The organism is Bacillus sp. FJAT-42376, assembly GCF_003816055.1.
GTDB lineage: Bacteria > Bacillota > Bacilli > Bacillales > Bacillaceae > Metabacillus_B.
On sequence record NZ_CP033906.1, the window covers coordinates 2,165,588 to 2,183,631 of the forward strand.

Consider the following 18,044-nt stretch of genomic DNA (forward strand, 5'->3'; position numbering starts at 1 on the left):
AAGGGAAGCCTCAGGCTTCCCTTTTATTGTTTTCTTTTTAAATTAGCATTGCTCCGCGAAACGAGAAGCAGGAAGTAGCTTAATACACCAAACAGGCAGGAAATAAAAATCGCATGCGCCAGAGAGATAGCCAAATTCAATTCGGTGATTACGATAAGAGCTCCTGATAGCGCCTGCAGTGATACAAGTATGAGGCAAATAATCCAGCCCCAGTATACTACTTTCTGGTGCTTATAATGCTTAACAGCCTGCCAGGCCGCATAAGCGATCCAAATAAAGATCAGTCCGGCAGCGAACCTGTGGCCCATTTGCACCCATTCCTGAAAACGCATCGGCATCCACCCTGATCCATCATTGCACAATGGCCAGTTTGAGCAGGAGAGACTGGCTCCTCTATGGCGAACGTAGGCTCCTGTGTATACAACAATGTAACTGTATATGAGGACTCCGACCATATGGAATTTCATCTTTTTATCGAGAACAAGTGCATTTGCATCAAATTTCCTGTCTACTTCGAATATAAGAAGTGCAAGCATTAGAACCGATGCAAAAGATATGAGGGAGACTCCGAAATGAATGGCTTTCATGGCGCTTGACTGCCCCCATACCACCGCTCCCGCTCCAAGAAGTGCCTGAAGAATAAGGAATACAAAGGACAGGACAGATAAAAATTTTGTCTCTCTAATATGCCCGATCAGCCTCCAGGAAGCAATGGACAGAGCGAGTACAAGGATTCCGGCAGCAGCACTGGCTCCCCTGTGGCTTAATTCTATAATCAGTGCAGGGTTTATATCGCTTGGAAGGAGGACAAATTTCCCGTGGCATAAAGGCCATGACCGCCCGCAGCCCATCCCCGAACCGGTTTTAGTAACCAATGCTCCGCCTAAAAGGACGATGAGCATGACAAGCGTCGTAACGACGGCAAGCCATTTTAATGCAATACGCTTCAAACGATTCACCTTCTTATCCATGAGTCAAAACATGATTCATCTATATTAGTATTTTGCCATAACACGCTTCTGATTGTAAGAAATAAGCGTGCAAAACACAACACACTTGGAGCATTGTTCACAAAACGCTTGAAATCAGGATGCATTTTTACTAATACTAGAAAAAAGGTTGATTAATGGAAAATAGTTTGCTAGAAATAATAAAGAAGGTTTTTTTCTAAAGCTCTGCTAAATTTGGCTGTTGATTTCCGTTACATGCACTCTTCTTTCCTTGGGCGGGCGGTGAGCCTCCCCGCCGCTTTGGGCCTGCGGGGTCTCGCCTGTCCCGCTTCTCTAAGCAGGAGTCTTGCGCCTTTCACTTCAATCATGGTGTTGATTCTATCTCGCAAGATAAGCAAACGTCCGTCGGATGAAAACAGCAGCCAGGTTCAGCAGAGCTTTTCAAAATGGCGCCTTTATCATCCTGCCACCTTTTATGTTAAAATATAATCGCCTGAGATTTTTCATCTTTCACACAAATTATCACGGTATCGACACATAATGTTCACAAATTCGTCAAAAATATTTGTCGAATTCTTGTTTAAATCATTTAGAGCATTTTGTTCGGAGTGTACTTCCTGTATCATTATGTATAGATTCAGGCTTGTATATAGTGTGGAGAATACAGGTTTGAGATGCCGTTCAGTTCAGGCATCATTAGCAAAGGAGGATGTATTATGCCGAATTCGAGGACAGCTGCCGAAACAGCAATGAGCGAACAAGGTCCTCATGAGATCACTAAGGCTTCCGCCTGGAAGGACTTCCTGGCTCTCATAAAAATAGGAATTGTTAATTCCAATATGATCACAGCCTTTGCCGGGCTATGGCTCGCCTTTTATTTTAGCGGAGAAAGCTTTTTGTCCTCACTGGATACAGTTGTTTTCGCTCTTTTAGGCTCTGCATTGGTCATGGCAGGATCATGTGCTGTAAACAATTATTATGACAGGGATATCGATCCGATTATGGAGAGGACGAAAAACCGTCCTACTGTAACGGGGAAATATGAGCCGAATCAAGCGCTTTGGATAGGGATTTTCCTGATTGCTCTTGGAATGGCAGCCCTTCTTATGACCACAATGATGGCGGCCGTTATCGGTGCGATCGGAGTTGTATCCTATGTATTCCTTTATACAATGTGGTCCAAGAGACGCTACACGATCAACACTGTAATCGGCAGCTTGCCGGGAGCCGTTCCGCCGCTTATCGGATGGACTGCAGTCGACCCGCATCTAACGGTTCAGGCAATGGTTCTGTTTATGATCATGTTTATCTGGCAGCCTCCGCATTTTCTGGCTCTCGCCATGAAAAGAGTGGACGAATACCGTGCCGCCAAAATTCCAATGCTTCCTGCTGTACGCGGGTTTGCAATGACAAAGAGGCAAATGATGGTTTGGGTAGCTTGTCTGCTTCCACTGCCATTCTACCTTTATGATCTTGGAATTGGATTTCTGATTCTGGCCACTGTTTTAAATGTGGGCTGGATTGCACTTGCCCTGTCAGGCTACAAAATGAAGGATGACCTCGTGTGGGCCAAATGGATGTTCATTTATTCCTTAAACTACTTAACGATCCTCTTCGTATCTATGATCCTCTTCACGATCGTTTAATAATGAGTAAAGCGTGGCGGTGTGCATCCGCCGCGCATTATTCATCCTAATCCCTGTAAAAAATTCTTTTATTTAAAAGGATTTTCCATAAATATATTTTTCGCAATATTCTAAAGGTTACAACGTCACACAACCAAATTAATGGAAGAGGGGTTTGATTTGGCTATGAAAAAATGGCGGACAACTTGGCGCCTGATGACAATGTTCATCTTAGCGGCGTTTGTCATGACCGGATGCGGAGAACCGTTTCTTTCTACCCTGCAGCCAGCGGGGGAAGTAGCGGAGAACCAATTCTGGATTATGAGTTTAAGCACGATTATCATGGTGGTGGTCGTAGCTGTCGTCACGGTCATATTCGTTTATGTCATCATACGTTTCAGACAGCGAAGCGGGGATGAAAAGCGAATACCGGAGCAAGTGGAGGGGAATCAGCGGCTGGAAATAATCTGGACGGTCATTCCGATTTTGCTTTTGCTTGTGCTGGCTGTACCGGTTGTAGCAGCTACCTTTGATTTAGCGAATGTAAAGCCGATGGAAGAAAAAAACCGCAAACCGGAAGATGCGCTTGTCATTAATGTCCGGGCTAATCTTTACTGGTGGGAATTTGAGTACCCTGACTACAAAATCGTGACAAGTCAGGATTTAGTCGTACCAACAGATGAAAAGGTTTACTTTAGTGTTAAAGCTTCTGATGTGAAACACTCCTTCTGGATCCCTGCAGCCGGCGGTAAAATTGATACGAACACGGAAAACGTCAATAAATTCTGGCTGTCGTTTGATTCGGATAAAGTCAATAAAGCCGGTGAATATCTTTACGGCAAGTGTGCCGAGCTTTGCGGGCCATCACACGCTTTAATGGACTTCAAAGTGAAAGCGGTACCGAGAGATGAATTCAACCAATGGACTGAAAAAATGAAAACAGCGAAACCTCAGGCAATGACGGCCATGGAAAAACAAGGGGAACAGCTTTTTAAAGAAAAAAGCTGTATTGGATGCCATGCTGTGTCACCTTCTGATGAAAGACCTGCGGAAGGACGGATTGCCCCCAATCTTGGAAACTTCGGAGAACGCACAAAGGTTGCCGGCATTTTGCCTCATACAGATGAAAACATTAAAAAGTGGCTGGACAATCCCGAAAAGTATAAGCCGGGGAACAAGATGACAGGTCAATATCCTAAATTATCCGGAGAAGAAATTGAAGCGCTTACAGCTTACATGAAGGGATTAAAGGTTGAATAAGAACTGCTTGCAATAAAGGGGAGGGTTTGACTTGAGTACAATCGCTAGGAAAAAGGGATTCGGTGCGACGGTTTGGGATTATATGACAACCGTCGATCACAAAAAAATTGCTCTATTATATTTGGCAGCCGGAGGATTTTTCTTCCTCATCGGGGGACTGGAAGCTATGCTGATCCGCATTCAGCTTGCCATTCCGGGAAATGATTTTCTTCAGGCCGGTTTATACAATGAAGTTATTACTATGCATGGAACAACGATGATTTTCCTTGCATCCATGCCCTTGCTCTTTGCATTTATGAACGCTGTTGTTCCGCTTCAAATCGGAGCGCGCGATGTCGCATTTCCATTTTTAAATGCCCTTGGGTTCTGGCTCTTCTTGTTTGGAGGTATCTTCCTGAATCTGAGCTGGTTTTTAGGGGGCGCACCTGATGCGGGATGGACATCCTACGCATCACTTTCCCTGTATTCTCCCGGACACGGGATTGATTTTTATGTACTCGGTCTGCAAATATCAGGGATTGGTACATTAACGGCAGGAATTAACTTCCTTGTGACGATCATTAACATGAGAGCGCCGGGAATGACGTTCATGAGAATGCCTCTTTTTACATGGACGACTTTTGTTGCATCAGCACTTATATTATTTGCTTTCCCGGCTTTAACGGTCGGTTTGGCCCTTATGATGTTTGACCGCCTTTTTGACACAAGCTTTTTTGTAGCAGACAAGGGAGGAAATACGGTTATCTGGGAGCATTTATTCTGGATCTTCGGGCACCCGGAAGTGTACATATTAATTCTTCCTGCGTTTGGGATGTTTTCGGACATTATTCCGGTTTTTTCAAGAAAAAGATTGTTTGGTTATTCATCCATGGTGTTTGCGACCGTTCTGATTGGATTCCTTGGCTTCATGGTTTGGGCGCATCATATGTTTACGACGGGTCTGGGGCCGATTGCGAACGCCATTTTCGCTGTCGCTACAATGGCTATCGCGGTTCCGACGGGAATCAAGATCTTTAACTGGCTATTCACAATGTGGGGCGGTGTCATCCGCTATACAACAGCGATGCTGTGGTCCGTCGCTTTTATCCCCTCGTTTGTAATGGGCGGGGTTACCGGGGTGATGCTCGCAAGTGCGGCAGCGGATTATCAGTATCATGACAGCTATTTTGTCGTTGCCCATTTCCATTACGTTATTGTTGGGGGAGTTGTTTTTGCTCTCTTTGCGGGTCTTCATTACTGGTGGCCGCTCATGTTTAATAAAATCCTTAATGAAAAATTAGGAAAAATTACGTTTGTGCTGTTCCTGACTGGTTTCCATCTTACTTTCTTCATTCAGCATTTCCTTGGCCTTTGGGGGATGCCGAGAAGGGTGTTTACGTACCTTCCTAATCAAGGCTGGGAAACTGCCAACCTTGTCAGTTCAGCCGGAGCCATATTGATGGCAGCTGCAACAATCATTATGCTGATTAATATTGTATGGACATCTGTAAAAGGGAAAGCGGCAGGGAAGGATCCTTGGCTGGACGGAAGAACCCTTGAGTGGGCAGTTGAGGCACCGACTCCTGAATACAATTTTAAGCAAACGCCACTTGTTCGGGGACTTGATGCTCTTTGGGTGGAAAAGATGGCAGGTAAAAAAGGAATGACACCTGCGGAGCCGGTATCTGATATTCATATGCCGAATTCATCCATCATCCCGCTCATTATGGCATTCGGATTTTTCGTTGCCGCATTTGGCCTTATGTACCGGGCAGATGAGCCATGGGCGATTCTGTTAATTTTCATTGGTTTCTCGATCACGCTTGTTTCCATGTTCTTAAGGTCTGTTCTCGATGATCATGGATTCCATATTCACAAAGAGGAACTTGAAGATGATCAAAAAGGGGTGAAGGCGTAATGCATGCTGAAGAAAAACTGACAGCTGAAACATTCCCGGAATCTCCAGAAAAAGCCACCCTTGAAGGGAAAAATAAATTCGTTGGCTTTTGGCTGTTCCTGGGAGGAGAAACCGTCCTGTTCGCCTCTTTATTTGCAACGTTTCTTGCACTGAGGGAATCACCAAAAGGCGGTCCGCCTGAGGATCTGTTCGAGCTTCCTATAGTGTTTATAGCTACTATGCTTTTATTAACCAGCAGCTTGACAAGTGTTTATGCGATGTATCATATGAAGAACTTTAACTTTAAGCAAATGCAAGTATGGCTTGCTGTTACGGTTCTTCTCGGAGCGGGATTTCTGGGGTTGGAAATCTATGAATTTAACCATTATGTTCATGAGAAAGACTTTACGATTACGACCAATGCATTTGGCTCCGCCTTCTATACATTGGTTGGGACACATGGTGCCCACGTAACGTTTGGACTTCTATGGATTACTACGTTGATCCTTAGAAACAGCAAGCGGGGGTTGAGTCTTTATACGGCTCCAAAATATTACGTGGCCAGTCTATACTGGCACTTTATCGACGTTGTGTGGGTATTCATTTTCACAGTCGTATACTTAATGGGGATGGTGGGATAAATGGCTCAACATCAAAATTCCGGTAACCCAAAGGTGGACCTTGCCTACCGAAAAAGGAAAAACGCAGAGGACATGAAATATCAGCTCGTTTCTTTTGGGATGATGCTGCTTTTAACGGTACTTGCATTCGTAGCAGTTGGCTACAAGGGGATTGAACACTGGTTCACCGTTCCGTTTATCATTCTGCTAGCAGTCGTGCAGGTTGCTTTTCAGCTTTACTATTTTATGCACATGAATCACAAAGGCCACGAAGCGCCGGCCCTGTTCCTCTACTCAGGAGTCTTCGTCGCCCTCCTAACCGTCCTAACCTTCATGACCATCATCTGGTGGTAACAAGAAAAGCGGAGGGCGCTCGCTCAGCCGTGAAAGACGGTGGAGCTTCTGACCGAAGGGCGCTTTTTGCCCTGACCGAAGAAGCGAAGCGTCCGAACGGCTAGCGCCCGGAGCTGGACAAAAAGAAAAGCGGAGGGCGCTTCAAGTAAGGAAGTTCTGCTAAAGGCGCGGCTTCCTGCGGCAACGCAGAACTGACCTGCATCGTGCAGGCCTCCGTGAAAGACGGTGGAGCTTCTGACCGAAGGGCGCTTTCAAGTAAGGAAGTTCTGCTAAGTGCGCGACGTCCTGTCGCAGCGCAGAACTGACCTGCATCGTGCAGGCCCGAAGAAGCGAAGCGTCCGAACGGCTAGCGCCCGGAGCTGGACAAAAAGAAAAGCGGAGGGCGCTTCAAGTAAGGAAGTTCTGCTAAAGGCGCGGCTTCCTGCCGCAACGCAGAACTGACCTGCATCGTGCAGGCCTCCGTGAAAGACGGTGGAGCTTCTGACCGAAGGGCGCTTTCAAGTAAGGAAGTTCTGCTAAGTGCGCGACGTGTCGCAGCGCAGAACTGACCTGCATGGTGCAGGCCCGAAGAAGCGAAGCGTCCTACCGGATGGCAGCATCAGCTTGCCATCAAATTTTAGCAAGAACCATCCAAGTAAGGAAGTTCTGCCTGAAGCGCCGGGTCCTGAGGGATTCAGCGCGGACTCCCGAAAGGAGGAGACATCATTGGAAAATTTGACTTTATTCGGATTTGAAGCACTTTGGAGTCCTTATTATCTGACCGTTCTCGCCCTGTTATCGGCTGGCTATTTCCTGGCAGTGCGGAACAGAGAGAAGTGGTTCAGAAAATCCCGGCCGGTAAATGGGAAGCAGCAAGCCGCTTTTTACGGGGGAATGGCCCTGCTGTATATTTTAAAGGGCAGTCCCATTGACTTGCTTGGACACATTTTGTTTAGTGTACACATGTTCCAGATGGCCATGGTTTATTTGGTTGTTTCGCCGCTGCTTATAATAGGAATACCCATTTGGATGTGGGATACGGTTCTAAAACGAAGCCCTCTTCATCAGATCTTTTCGTTTCTCACCAAGCCTGTTCTTGCCCTGATTGTGTTTAACGGGATTTTTTCCCTGTATCATACTCCGCTTGTATTTGACTTGGTGAAGACGAATCCTGCCTATCATGCGGCTGCTTCAAGTGTGATTTTTTTCACATCGATTTGTATGTGGTGGCCTGTATTCAGGAGGAGGGGCAATTCAGAGGAAATGTCCGGTCTGATGAAAATGGGATACATCTTTGCGAACGGCGTTCTTCTGACTCCGGCTTGTGCCTTGATTATTTTTGCAAAAGATCCGCTGTATGCTGCTTATTCCGATCCTGCTTCCTGGATGAATGCGATGGCTCTTTGTGTTCCCGGCTCAACGCTGACGGGTCTCAACCTTACTGGCCCTGAGGTGTTTACTTCGATGCCGCTGACGGAGGATCAGCAGCTCGGGGGCATCATTATGAAGATTATTCAAGAGGCTGTATATGGGACCATTTTGGGGTTCGTGTTCTTTCAATGGGTCAGAAAAGAGCGGGAAAAGGATCAGCAAGAGCTGCAGGTTATTTTATCCAATAAATGACAGAGCACATGAGTGCGGCATTATCCAATTAAAAGGAGTTTATCAATCATGTATTTGCCTCTACTACCAACGATCAGTACGGCATTTATTGTGATTAGTGCCATTTTTGTTGCCATTGGATGGTATTTGATTGCAAAGCGCCGTATAGAAGCTCATCGCAAAGCAATGACCTGGGCAGGTGTATTTGCACTCGTTTTCTTTATTGTGTATGTGTCGAGAACGATTTTTGATGGGAATACTGCTTTTGGAGGACCGTCCGGAGTGAAAGTCTTTTATCTTACTTTCTTAATCTTTCACATCCTCCTTGCCGCATCAGGCGGTGTTTTTGGAATTATTTCGATTTGGTCCGGCTATAAACAGAGAATGGTGCGCCACAGGAGATTGGGTCCGATAACAAGTATCATTTGGTTCTCAACTGCTGTCACAGGGGTGACTGTTTATATGCTTTTGTACATCGTATACGGCGGCGGGGAAACGACATCCGTCATAAAGGCGATTACGGGGTTTTAACATAATGAGAGGGGGTTGCAGAATATAATTCTGTAACCCTTTTTTTAATCCTTGATTTCATGAAGGAGGAAACTTCATTGGAAATTTTAACAGAGGAACTGCTGCTTGTCCCGTGTTCTCTGGATCTCGCCAAATCGCTCATTCTCCATAAAAAGGAGCTCGCCAAAAGATCGCCTATCTTGATCCCGGAGGACTGGCCCTCCGAGATGAGCAGAGGAATTATGCCTTTTTACATAGAAAGACTTGAGCGGGACTGTTCTGAGTATGGCTGGGGATTATGGCTGATTATCCATCATAAGGACAAAAAGATGATTGGAGACTTTTATATTTACTCAAAACCGGATGAAACGGGGATGGTGAATTTTGATTTCCGCATCGATCCTGATTACGGGATGGAAAATGGGTATGAAGCCGTCAGTCATTTTTTTGATTGGCTGTTTGAGCAGAAAGAAGTGAAGAGGGTTTCCACTGAATGCCATATTGAACACGATAAAACCATTGGGATTCTGAGCCGGCTAGGGCTGATCTGCAGGGGGAAAGAGCATTCCTTTTTAAGCTGGAGTCTGGCAAAATAAAAAAGACAAAAGCGGGGCTTCTGTCTCTTACAGGGTAATGGCTTCCAATTCTTTTTTTAACCGGTTCAACGTATTTTCGCACGATTTAACGATGGCTTCCGGAAAAGTTTCCCCATCGCCGTATTCCACACCATGGGGGTAATAATGCTTGCCCAGGAGAGGATTCATTAATTGAACAACCGCATGTCTTCCTCCAGCATCGCCCTCTGTGATAAAGCCCTGAATCCGCAAGTAATAAATTTCCCCAAGCTTCTCCATTTTCTTGTCATACGTTACCCGTTCATAATCCCATTGTCCCGCGCGAATCAAACCGTGCTGATCCATTAAATCGTCAAGGCGGTTTAGCTCTGCGGAAAGCTGATCCAGACCGGTTCCTTCAAATTTCATTGAACATTTCTCCCTTCCCCTTATGTAAACGCTTAGCATCCCATATCTTTATAATAGTATGAAACATTCATTCTTTCAATGTGAACGTGGATGCTGCTGGAAAATTAGGTATGATATTCAATATAAAGGGACATACTGTGTAATTACAAAGTAAGATTTGTCTTATTTTATTGTAATTCAATAACTTTTCTGATTAAATGACTTGTAACAGTCCGTTTATTTTTGGAAGCTCTGTTAAACTTGGCTGTTGATTGCTGCTGTCAGTTGTCCGCTTATCCTTGGGTGTGCGGTGGGCCTCTTTTGGGGGTTTACTAAGCAGGAGTCTTCCGCCTTCCGCTATAATAAACAGATGTAAAAATCATTAACATAGCATTTTCAATGAAAAGTGAGGGGAATTGAACTGAAAAGATTGTTTAAGTCTATATTGGTCATCGCTGTTATTATATGCACTTATGCCGTTTTTATAAAGTTTGCAGAAGATCCTCCTGACCGCAAGGAGGAAAAACAGGATTTAAAACTTTCTAATGAAGAGTCGGAGGAGCAGGCGGTCAAACTCCCTGAAGAAGGGCTGCTTTCTTTAATGGGCCAGTCGTCTGATCAAGTGGTCACAAAGCTTGGGGAACCGTCAAGAATTGATCCTTCCCAATATGATTATGATTGGTGGATTTATGATAAGGGGAATAAGCAGTATATTCAAGTCGGGGTTTTGTCAGGGAAAGTAGTTTCGGTTTACGGTATTGGAGATGGCGTAAACATGAAACCGTATAGGCTTGGGGAACCTCTGAGTGAGGTCTATCAAATTTCCCCTGTATCACCGTCCCTGTCTATGGACTATGAGGGGAATTCTTACCGCTTTGAGCTTTCAGAGGAAGATATGAACACGCGTCCGGCAGTGGACATGGGAGAGATGGTGATCCAGCTCTACATTGACCGTTTTGAAGGAACATTATCCAGTATCAGGGCAACGGACAAGGCGACATTTATCAAGCAGCGGCCATATGAAGTCGTTTACCGGGGCAAACTGATTAATGCCGGCTCTCTTGCCGCATCTGAAGAAGAAGCGGTACAGCGTGCACAGGAACGTCAAATTTTTGATATTACCAATATCATTAGAAACAGGCATGAACTGGAGCCTTTGGACTGGGATAATGATACGTCTAAAACAGCCTTTTCGCACAGCAAAGATATGGCAGACAATCAATACTTTGCTCATGACTCTCCGACAAGCGGAACTCTTGCAGACAGGCTGAAAAGAGATCAGATTCCCTATCAGACTGCAGGGGAAAATATTGCCGCACACTACAGCGACAGTATTTCTTCTGTTGAAGGATGGCTCAACAGCGAAGGCCATAGAAAAGCTTTGCTGAATAAAGAGTTTACCCATCTTGGTGTAGGCGTATATAAAGATTATTATACACAGGATTTTACAGGGAAAAAAAACTGATAGCCGGGAGCGGCTATCAGTTTTTTCTTTCAATTATAAAAAAAGTGGCTGTGCTGTAAGCCATAAGTTTTCCGTCGTCCCGAAAGATCCTGGACTCCATCAGCATCGTTTTTGAACCTTTATGGATCAGTTTAGCTTTGCATGATAAAGAGGAACCTGTCCCTGGTGCGGTGTAATTGATTTTCAGCTCAGATGTTACGGCTGCCAGATGGCCGGGAAGAATTTTATGTGCAAGTGTCCCCATTGCAGAATCAGCTAAAGTCGCTGTAATTCCTCCATGTACAATGTTTAATGAATTTTGAATAAGGGCAGTGTTTGGGATGGTCAGAGTAAATTCGTCTTCGCCATCTGTCCCTTCTGCCTGTAATAAAGCTCCAATATAAGTCCCGCTGCTCTTTTGATGTTTCCGCTTCATCGCTTCAACAAGAAGGTGAAATTCGTTTGTTTCTGCATCTGTCAATTGGTTAATGAGCCCCATCGTTTCCTGTTTAAGCTGATCTTTATCCATTGCTGCATCCCTTTCAGCGTTTTCTCCTATTTTAACAAGAAACATGCAGGGGGAACAGAAAATTAGGCGAACCAATCAGGGTGAGGCTGCTTACACTATACTAGGCGCATGCAAAGGGGTGAGGCAAATGACTTCGAAGAAGCAGCATCCAAAGGTCGAGGAGTTTAAAGAGTTTGTCAGGAAGCATCCAAAAATCATCGAGGAAGCAAGAAAAGGGACAAAAACATGGCAGGAATTTTATGAAAATTGGTATTTGCTTGGCGAACAGGATGCCTATTGGAATGACTTCAGAGATGCGAATACCGAAGCTGGCGGAAAAGAAGAGGAAAAAGGGTTTGTCACCCAGCTTTTTTCGGCCGTTAAAAAAATGGATGCGAATGAAATGAATCTTTCTTTAAGCAAAATGAGCAACGCTGTATCTACTGTCCAAAATTTACTGGAAACATTCGGGGTTTCGAAAGGGTCCGGCAGCGGTTCTCCAGGCGGGGCAAACCGGCCTTTCTCCTTTAGAAAGGATTAATTGATGAGAAAAGAAATCCAGGACTATATTCAGTCAAAACCTGAAATTACTTCATTTATAAGGGAACAGCCCCAGTGGTACCGGAAACTGTCGCGCAATCCCCAGGCCCAGGAAGAAATGAATCTTGCCATGATGAACTATTATCAGAAAACCATTCCGCATAAAGTAGCTCAATTTTCAAATTCTTTGCAAATGGCTTCCATGATGCTTGGCATGTTCAGTTCGATGAAGCAGCAGGATTAAGAGGGCAGCCCGGCAGGGGAGTGAGGCTCTGGCCTGTAGGTCCGATTTGTCAATTGGGTGCTCGTTCCATCAGCTTGGGTTCCGCGGAGCGGGCCCTAAGCCTCCTCTGCTCCCGCTTGAGTCAAGTGCTTTCCAATATCTTAAAATACGTGTTCATATCAAACCCCCTGATGCTCATAAACAAAGCGGTCAGGGGGTTTCCGCCTTTCTTCAGGACTTTCCAGACAACTCCGTTTTTATGAAGGATCCTTTCCTGCCAGCCCTTTATACATGTTTTGAACGGAATAGGCAAACCTTATAAAAAAAGGGGGTTCTGCATATGTCCAGAACAATTCTGATGCTCCTTGTCGCTCTGATGCTTGCAGGCTGCACGAATGATAAGCCAAGGCCAGAAGGCTTCGGAGGAAGCATAGAGGCGAAGGCGCAGGAGCTGAAAAGAAGCAGTTATTCGGTGCGCCACTTTGTTAAAGGGAACCGGGTGTATGTTGATGTATTTGTGCAGGGTGGAAATTTCGGGATGCCGGACAAAGAGCTTGCCAAGGGTGAGCTGTATTTGACGGTGTCCATTGATGGGGGAAGAGAGGTGCGCTACATGACACCGGCTTTTTCTATATCCGGATTGAAAAAGGGATATCATGAAATCAATCTTTCTGTACAATCCTATAAGCAGCCTGGAGTCATTCATAGGCCATACCAATGGACGGTGAAAGTGGACTGATAAGGGAGCGATCAGTTCTCTTCCTCCCTGTTTCGTGGTAAAATGGTCTGTGGAGGTGCTGTCATTGGTTTATGCAACAATGGAAAGTGTGCAAATACTTGATCAGGCGGATTTGATCAGTGATATGATTTTGCATTCTGATTTGGCGGAGACGTACCGCCTTCGTCTGGAAGAACTGCGGAAAGATCATACGGCACAAGAAATTATCAGCCAATTTGTGAAAGTGAAAGATAAATATGAGGATGTTCAGCGTTTTGGAAAATATCATCCTGACTATAAAACGATTACCCGTGAAATGAGGGAAATCAAAAGAGAGCTTGATTTAAATGAAAAAGTGGCTGCGTTCAGACGTGCGGAAACAGATTTACAGTCCCTGCTTGATCAAATAAGCATCGAGCTGGGCAGTGCGGTATCCGAACACGTGAAGGTTCCGACCGGAAATCCTTTCTTCGACAGTCTTTCCGCTTGCGGCGGAGGCTGCGGTTCCGGCGGAGGCTGCGGCTGCAAAGTATCCTGAAAAAGAGGCGGGCTGTTCCGCCTCTTTTTTGATTTTTTTTGAAAAGCAGGCTGTTTAGGCATCAGCCAAATTTATCGGCGTTTAGGCTGAAGTAAAATACAGTCTGTACAGCGATTGCCGCAGCAAAACATTTTTTCCTGGGGTACATAGAAACGGTGCCTGAAAACGAAGAGATCGTCTTCTGCCCTTACAAAAACGGTTTTGCTCGTTACTCTTTTAAAGAGCATTGCTTTTTTTGCGGTTTTTTCAATTCGGGTTTGCAAGGCGGAACATGTGATAAGGGAGCTTTTAAAGACATAAAGAAACGGGGTGCCCGCGATGACCACTTTCCGAACTTTTGCCAAGGCGGGATCAGCGTGCAGCAAATTCAGAAAATGTTCCCAGATCCGGTCAAGTTCAGCTGGCATTCTTATTCTCTCCTTCAGATGCATATTGTGAAAGAGTGCGAACTCTGATAAACTTTTCTTGGACATGTGAAAAAGGGTGAATAAATAATGGATGGAAAAAGACAAGGTCTAATTGTATGGATGCACTCATTGAAGCAGGTAAAAATGCTTCGGCGGTTTGGAAACGTTCACTATATTTCCAGAAGGCTAAAATATGTCGTTTTGTATTGTGATATGGAACAGAACGAGGCGCTTAAAGAGAAAATTGCATCTTACTCTTTTGTAAAGCATGTTGAACCCTCTTATAAGCCATTTCTCAAGCTCGAGTTTGAGAAAAAACAGGATAAAGCAAAAGAATATGATTACAAAATGGGTTTATAATCCAAACGCAATCCGGTACGGTCCGGATTGCGTTTTTTAATTTAGAGGCGGAATGATGTGATTTAAGCGAAGAATTCCGGTTAAATACTGATAAAATAGAGCCGGTTCATGAAAAGCGGAAGACGATTTGACTTCAAGCTGATAAAGCGGTTTTCCTGATTTTTCCGCTGCTTCAAGAAACAATTTGTACCGTCCGCTTTCTTTTTCCGCAGGATCGGGTATACCCTCCCGGCAAAAATAAATCGCCTGGAACTTTCCGGGGTCGGTGGGTGACATAATGATTCCGACAGACGTTACCTTTTTCCCTTTATAGAGGGTGTTCAGTGCAAGAAACGAAGAAATTCGGTCATTTTGATACCGAATCAGTTCCAATAATTCGTATAAATCCGAATAGCCTTCCCCAAGCTCAATAAAACGCTGTATCATTGTATATGCTCCTTTTGCTGATGGTTTCATACCAAATGTAGCACGAATTTGAAAACAGCGCTATTCAAGGAAAAAAATGTATAGATTGCAGAAGAGGGGGACATACTTCTATAGACAGCATCTCGTTCATGATGTTGTTGCCAACCGCGGAGAAGACTTACGTTTCCCCATAAGTTCTTCCTCCGGTTTCTCCTCTCCCTTTTCCTTCTAGCCTTTTGGTTTAGAAGGACCCTGCGGTCATGCTGCAGGGTTTTTTTTGTTTACCCAGGTGTTTTCAGATTTTCGCATTTTCCGAAAAAAGAAGTTCTGTGTTTCCTTAAGAGAGGACTCTTATGCGGAAAGCGATGATTATATCCGGACAGAGGAGGCACCTTGAGAAGGATTCCTGCTTGGCGCCAGATGGGGCTGGAACCTTTCGTTCTATTTTTTTAGCTCTGTTCCTTTTCTGTTGATTGCCGACAGGTGCTTTCCTTTATTTCCGCGGGCGGTGAGCTTCCTCGCTGCTCTGAGCAGGAGCCTCGCGCCTTCCACTCCAGGCAAAGTGTTAAAATCGACGTCAGGCTTGTACAGAGCCATTTTTTAAGAAAGGACGGGCCATTAAAAAGGCTTGTCTTTTCTCCCCCTTTATTTTATGGTACGATGTTTTTGCGAAAAACGAGGAAAATTGTAAAGCTGTGGTGAAGAGAAAATGAGAGTTGTATCAGGTTCCTTAAAAGGGAGACCATTAAAAGCAGTTCCGGGAATGTCGACAAGACCGACAACGGATAAGGTAAAAGAAGCTATTTTTAATATGATTGGGCCTTATTTCGAAGGCGGACTGGCACTTGATCTTTTCGGGGGGAGCGGAGGTCTTGGAATTGAAGCGCTGAGCCGAGGAACGGACCGGTGCATATTTGTCGACCGGGATGCAAAAGCGATCCAGACGATTCATAGTAATCTTGAGGCTTGCCGTCTTCAGGATCATTCAGAAGTGTACCGGAATGACGCCGAACGGGCACTTAAAGCGATTATAAAAAGAGAGCTGCAGTTTCAGCTTATATTTTTGGATCCGCCGTATAAGCAACAAAAATTGAAAGCGCTTATAAATCAAATTAGTGAGGAGCAGCTTCTTTCAGATGGCGGCTATGTAGTGGCAGAGCACGGAACGGAAGTGGAACTGCCTGCTTTGATTGGAAGCTTTGAATTAGTGAAATACGAGACATATGGGATGGCAGCAGTCAGTATTTACCGACAGGGCGCCGGGAGAATGGGGGAATTATAATGGCGAGCATTGCAGTTTGTTCAGGAAGCTTTGATCCTGTTACGCTTGGGCATTTGGATATTATTAAACGCGGAGCGAAAATTTTTGATACCGTCTATGTATGCGTATTGAACAATTCGTCCAAAAATCCTCTGTTCAATGTGGAGGAGCGATGCGCTCTTCTAAATGAAGTGACAAAAGATATTCCCAATGTCACGGTTGAATCATCCAAGGGGCTGCTGATTGATTATGCGAGAAGCAAGAATGCCAATGCCATTTTAAGAGGGCTGAGGGCAGTGTCTGATTTTGAGTATGAAATGCAGATCACTTCGATGAACCGGGTGCTTGATGATAAGATTGAAACGTTTTTTATGATGACAAACAATCAGTATTCTTTTTTAAGTTCAAGCATTGTGAAAGAAGTTGCGAAATACAATGGAGACATTTCCGATCTTGTTCCTCCATCTGTTGAAAAAGCGCTGAAAGAAAAATTTAATTAAGAGAAGAAGCGGCAGCACCGGATCAGTTTTTAGCCAGCTCGTCATAACCTTGGCCTGACTGAATCACTGTAGCCGATTCTTGCCCGGCAGCACTTATCTCATCATAATCTGTAAGTCAAAAAAACCAGGACCGCGCTTTGCCGGAATTCCTGGTTTTTTCATTTATCCAACTCAGCCGTTTTTCATACGGTTCTGAGGGTTTTTCGCCAATAAAGCCAAATATAAAGAACGAGGAAAATTAGAGTAATGGCCGGTCCGGCCGCAAAGAGAGGATTCATGGCTTCCAATCCGGGAGGGGAATCCGGCGGAACGGACGTCTCTGATACACCGCCTCTGCCGATATAAAGAGGATTCCATAGAAGCCATGTAAGAAAGGCTGCCAAAAACCCCTGCATAATCCTTGCGATAAAAAAAGGGAGGAAACGAATATCGGTTTCTGCAAGGATGCTGGCTACCTGAGCCTGAACAGATAGCCCGCTGAAGCCGAGAATAAATCCTGCCAGCATGATTTTAAACAATAATCCGGCTGATGCTTTACTCATCTCCATATTTCCCTGGGTAATTTCAAAAAGTCCCGCAAGGAAGGGTTTTGTAAGAGTTGGGGGAACAGAGAATAATAAAAATAAATGATTCAGAGCCGCAGCCGCAGCGCTTGAGAACCCGGTAATATCGAGCATCCTGTTCAGCACCGAAAACAGGATGATGAATCCGCCGATAATTAAGAGTGTCTGAACGGATCCGAGAACCGCATCGCCAAGCATTTTTCCAATGGGTTTCTTATTTTTCAGCCGTGTCTCGTGCAGGGCGAGGAAAGCCTCCGATACAGATGGGAAAAAGCGGTTTTTCCTCCTGGCCTGATTCTGTAGAGCTTCGGTCCGGCGCCCATGAAAGCGCATGATGATGCCGACGCAAAGATTGGATAAATAGTGTGCGGAAGCAAGAAGAAGTCCAAGAGCCGGATTTTTAAATATCCCTACGGAAACAGCTGCAAACATAAACAGCGGACTCGAACAATTTGTAAAAGATACAAGGCGCTCCGCCTCTATTTGAGTGAGCTGCTTTTCTTTTCTTAAAAGGGCAGTGAGTTTCGCCCCTGCCGGAAAGCCGGAAGCAATCCCCATCGCCCACACAAATCCCCCGGCGCCGGGCACTTTAAAGAGAGGTCTCATCACCGGCTCGAGAAGCACTCCTGCGAAGCGGACGATGCCAAAGCCAATCAAAAGCTCGGAAACGATGAAAAAGGGAAGCAGGGAAGGGAATACAATGGTCCACCATACTTCAAGCCCGCTCCTTGAAGCTTCCAGTGATGCTTTTGGATGAAGGATAATCGATGCGGTTAGAGCAATTAATAAACCGGCTATCAGCAATGTATGCCATTTTTCACGGCTCATCAGCCCGCCCC

The 18,044-nt window shown here is 45.1% G+C and carries 22 protein-coding genes; 17 read left to right on the plus strand and 5 right to left on the minus strand.

The window, feature by feature from the left end:
- Positions 1 to 23 precede the first annotated feature (23 nt).
- A complete protein-coding gene (locus CEF21_RS10865) occupies positions 24 to 971 on the minus strand; it encodes a COX15/CtaA family protein (protein ID WP_123916247.1) in 948 nt (315 codons plus the stop codon).
- A 695-nt stretch (positions 972 to 1,666) separates the two neighbouring features.
- On the opposite strand from CEF21_RS10865, the gene cyoE reads away from it, so the two are divergent.
- The 8 genes from cyoE (at position 1,667) to CEF21_RS10905 (ending at position 9,372) form a co-directional block, all read left to right on the plus strand.
- Entirely contained in the window at positions 1,667 to 2,596 is a 930-nt protein-coding gene (gene cyoE, locus CEF21_RS10870; RefSeq protein WP_123916249.1) for a heme o synthase, read from the plus strand.
- A 165-nt stretch (positions 2,597 to 2,761) separates the two neighbouring features.
- A complete protein-coding gene (coxB, locus tag CEF21_RS10875) occupies positions 2,762 to 3,835 on the plus strand; it encodes a cytochrome c oxidase subunit II (protein ID WP_123920161.1) in 1,074 nt (357 codons plus the stop codon).
- Positions 3,836 to 3,917: 82 nt separating this feature from the next.
- On the plus strand, positions 3,918 to 5,732 hold the full coding sequence (gene ctaD, locus CEF21_RS10880) for a cytochrome c oxidase subunit I (RefSeq protein ID WP_123920163.1): 1,815 nt from the start codon (positions 3,918 to 3,920) through the stop codon (positions 5,730 to 5,732).
- Entirely contained in the window at positions 5,732 to 6,352 is a 621-nt protein-coding gene (gene ctaE / locus CEF21_RS10885; RefSeq protein WP_123916251.1) for a cytochrome c oxidase subunit III, read from the plus strand. The genes ctaD and ctaE overlap by 1 nt, the downstream gene beginning before the upstream one ends.
- Positions 6,353 to 6,685 carry a cytochrome c oxidase subunit IVB gene (gene ctaF, locus CEF21_RS10890; protein WP_123916253.1) on the plus strand — a complete coding sequence of 111 codons (333 nt, stop codon included), beginning with the start codon at positions 6,353 to 6,355 and terminating at the stop codon, positions 6,683 to 6,685. It begins immediately after the preceding gene.
- A 705-nt stretch (positions 6,686 to 7,390) separates the two neighbouring features.
- Positions 7,391 to 8,287 carry a cytochrome c oxidase assembly factor CtaG gene (gene ctaG / locus CEF21_RS10895; protein WP_123916255.1) on the plus strand — a complete coding sequence of 299 codons (897 nt, stop codon included), beginning with the start codon at positions 7,391 to 7,393 and terminating at the stop codon, positions 8,285 to 8,287.
- 48 nt (positions 8,288 to 8,335) lie between these two features.
- Positions 8,336 to 8,797 carry a DUF420 domain-containing protein gene (locus tag CEF21_RS10900; protein WP_123916257.1) on the plus strand — a complete coding sequence of 154 codons (462 nt, stop codon included), beginning with the start codon at positions 8,336 to 8,338 and terminating at the stop codon, positions 8,795 to 8,797.
- Positions 8,798 to 8,874: 77 nt separating this feature from the next.
- Positions 8,875 to 9,372, plus strand: a complete 498-nt coding sequence (locus tag CEF21_RS10905) for a GNAT family N-acetyltransferase (RefSeq protein ID WP_164462163.1) — start codon at positions 8,875 to 8,877, stop codon at positions 9,370 to 9,372.
- Between the two features lie 27 nt (positions 9,373 to 9,399).
- Here CEF21_RS10905 and CEF21_RS10910 read toward each other — a convergent pair whose 3' ends face one another.
- Complete coding sequence (locus tag CEF21_RS10910) at positions 9,400 to 9,759, minus strand: YugN family protein (RefSeq protein WP_123916261.1); 360 nt, start codon at positions 9,757 to 9,759, stop codon at positions 9,400 to 9,402.
- Positions 9,760 to 10,159: 400 nt separating this feature from the next.
- On the opposite strand from CEF21_RS10910, the gene CEF21_RS10915 reads away from it, so the two are divergent.
- Positions 10,160 to 11,203, plus strand: a complete 1,044-nt coding sequence (locus tag CEF21_RS10915; protein WP_123920165.1) for a CAP domain-containing protein — start codon at positions 10,160 to 10,162, stop codon at positions 11,201 to 11,203.
- Positions 11,204 to 11,219: 16 nt separating this feature from the next.
- On the opposite strand, the gene CEF21_RS10920 is transcribed toward CEF21_RS10915, so the two are convergent.
- On the minus strand, positions 11,220 to 11,711 hold the full coding sequence (locus CEF21_RS10920) for a PaaI family thioesterase (protein WP_164462164.1): 492 nt from the start codon (positions 11,709 to 11,711) through the stop codon (positions 11,220 to 11,222).
- A gap of 127 nt (positions 11,712 to 11,838) precedes the next feature.
- On the opposite strand from CEF21_RS10920, the gene ylbD reads away from it, so the two are divergent.
- From ylbD to CEF21_RS10950, 6 genes are all read left to right on the plus strand, one after another.
- The gene (gene ylbD, locus CEF21_RS10925) at positions 11,839 to 12,231 is read left to right on the plus strand and encodes a YlbD family protein (protein WP_164462165.1); all 393 of its coding nucleotides are present in this window, start codon (positions 11,839 to 11,841) and stop codon (positions 12,229 to 12,231) included.
- Positions 12,232 to 12,234: 3 nt separating this feature from the next.
- Positions 12,235 to 12,474, plus strand: a complete 240-nt coding sequence (locus CEF21_RS10930) for a YlbE-like family protein (protein WP_123916267.1) — start codon at positions 12,235 to 12,237, stop codon at positions 12,472 to 12,474.
- 319 nt (positions 12,475 to 12,793) lie between these two features.
- Positions 12,794 to 13,192 carry a hypothetical protein gene (locus tag CEF21_RS10935; RefSeq protein WP_123916269.1) on the plus strand — a complete coding sequence of 133 codons (399 nt, stop codon included), beginning with the start codon at positions 12,794 to 12,796 and terminating at the stop codon, positions 13,190 to 13,192.
- Positions 13,193 to 13,271: 79 nt separating this feature from the next.
- Positions 13,272 to 13,709: a YlbF/YmcA family competence regulator gene (locus CEF21_RS10940; RefSeq protein ID WP_123920167.1), complete on the plus strand. Its 438-nt coding sequence runs from the start codon at positions 13,272 to 13,274 to the stop codon at positions 13,707 to 13,709.
- 155 nt (positions 13,710 to 13,864) lie between these two features.
- On the plus strand, positions 13,865 to 14,164 hold the full coding sequence (locus tag CEF21_RS10945) for a hypothetical protein (protein ID WP_123916271.1): 300 nt from the start codon (positions 13,865 to 13,867) through the stop codon (positions 14,162 to 14,164).
- A gap of 39 nt (positions 14,165 to 14,203) precedes the next feature.
- A complete protein-coding gene (locus tag CEF21_RS10950) occupies positions 14,204 to 14,476 on the plus strand; it encodes a YlbG family protein (RefSeq protein WP_035412999.1) in 273 nt (90 codons plus the stop codon).
- Between the two features lie 36 nt (positions 14,477 to 14,512).
- Here CEF21_RS10950 and CEF21_RS10955 read toward each other — a convergent pair whose 3' ends face one another.
- On the minus strand, positions 14,513 to 14,902 hold the full coding sequence (locus CEF21_RS10955) for a DUF7147 family protein (protein ID WP_123916273.1): 390 nt from the start codon (positions 14,900 to 14,902) through the stop codon (positions 14,513 to 14,515).
- A gap of 688 nt (positions 14,903 to 15,590) precedes the next feature.
- On the opposite strand from CEF21_RS10955, the gene rsmD reads away from it, so the two are divergent.
- Complete coding sequence (gene rsmD, locus CEF21_RS10960) at positions 15,591 to 16,163, plus strand: 16S rRNA (guanine(966)-N(2))-methyltransferase RsmD (RefSeq protein WP_123916275.1); 573 nt, start codon at positions 15,591 to 15,593, stop codon at positions 16,161 to 16,163.
- Positions 16,163 to 16,642 (plus strand): pantetheine-phosphate adenylyltransferase, encoded by a 480-nt coding sequence (gene coaD, locus CEF21_RS10965; RefSeq protein WP_123916277.1) that lies wholly within the window; start codon positions 16,163 to 16,165, stop codon positions 16,640 to 16,642. The genes rsmD and coaD overlap by 1 nt, the downstream gene beginning before the upstream one ends.
- 182 nt (positions 16,643 to 16,824) lie before the next feature.
- On the opposite strand, the gene ylbJ is transcribed toward coaD, so the two are convergent.
- On the minus strand, positions 16,825 to 18,033 hold the full coding sequence (gene ylbJ / locus CEF21_RS10970) for a sporulation integral membrane protein YlbJ (RefSeq protein ID WP_123916279.1): 1,209 nt from the start codon (positions 18,031 to 18,033) through the stop codon (positions 16,825 to 16,827).
- Positions 18,034 to 18,044 lie beyond the last annotated feature (11 nt).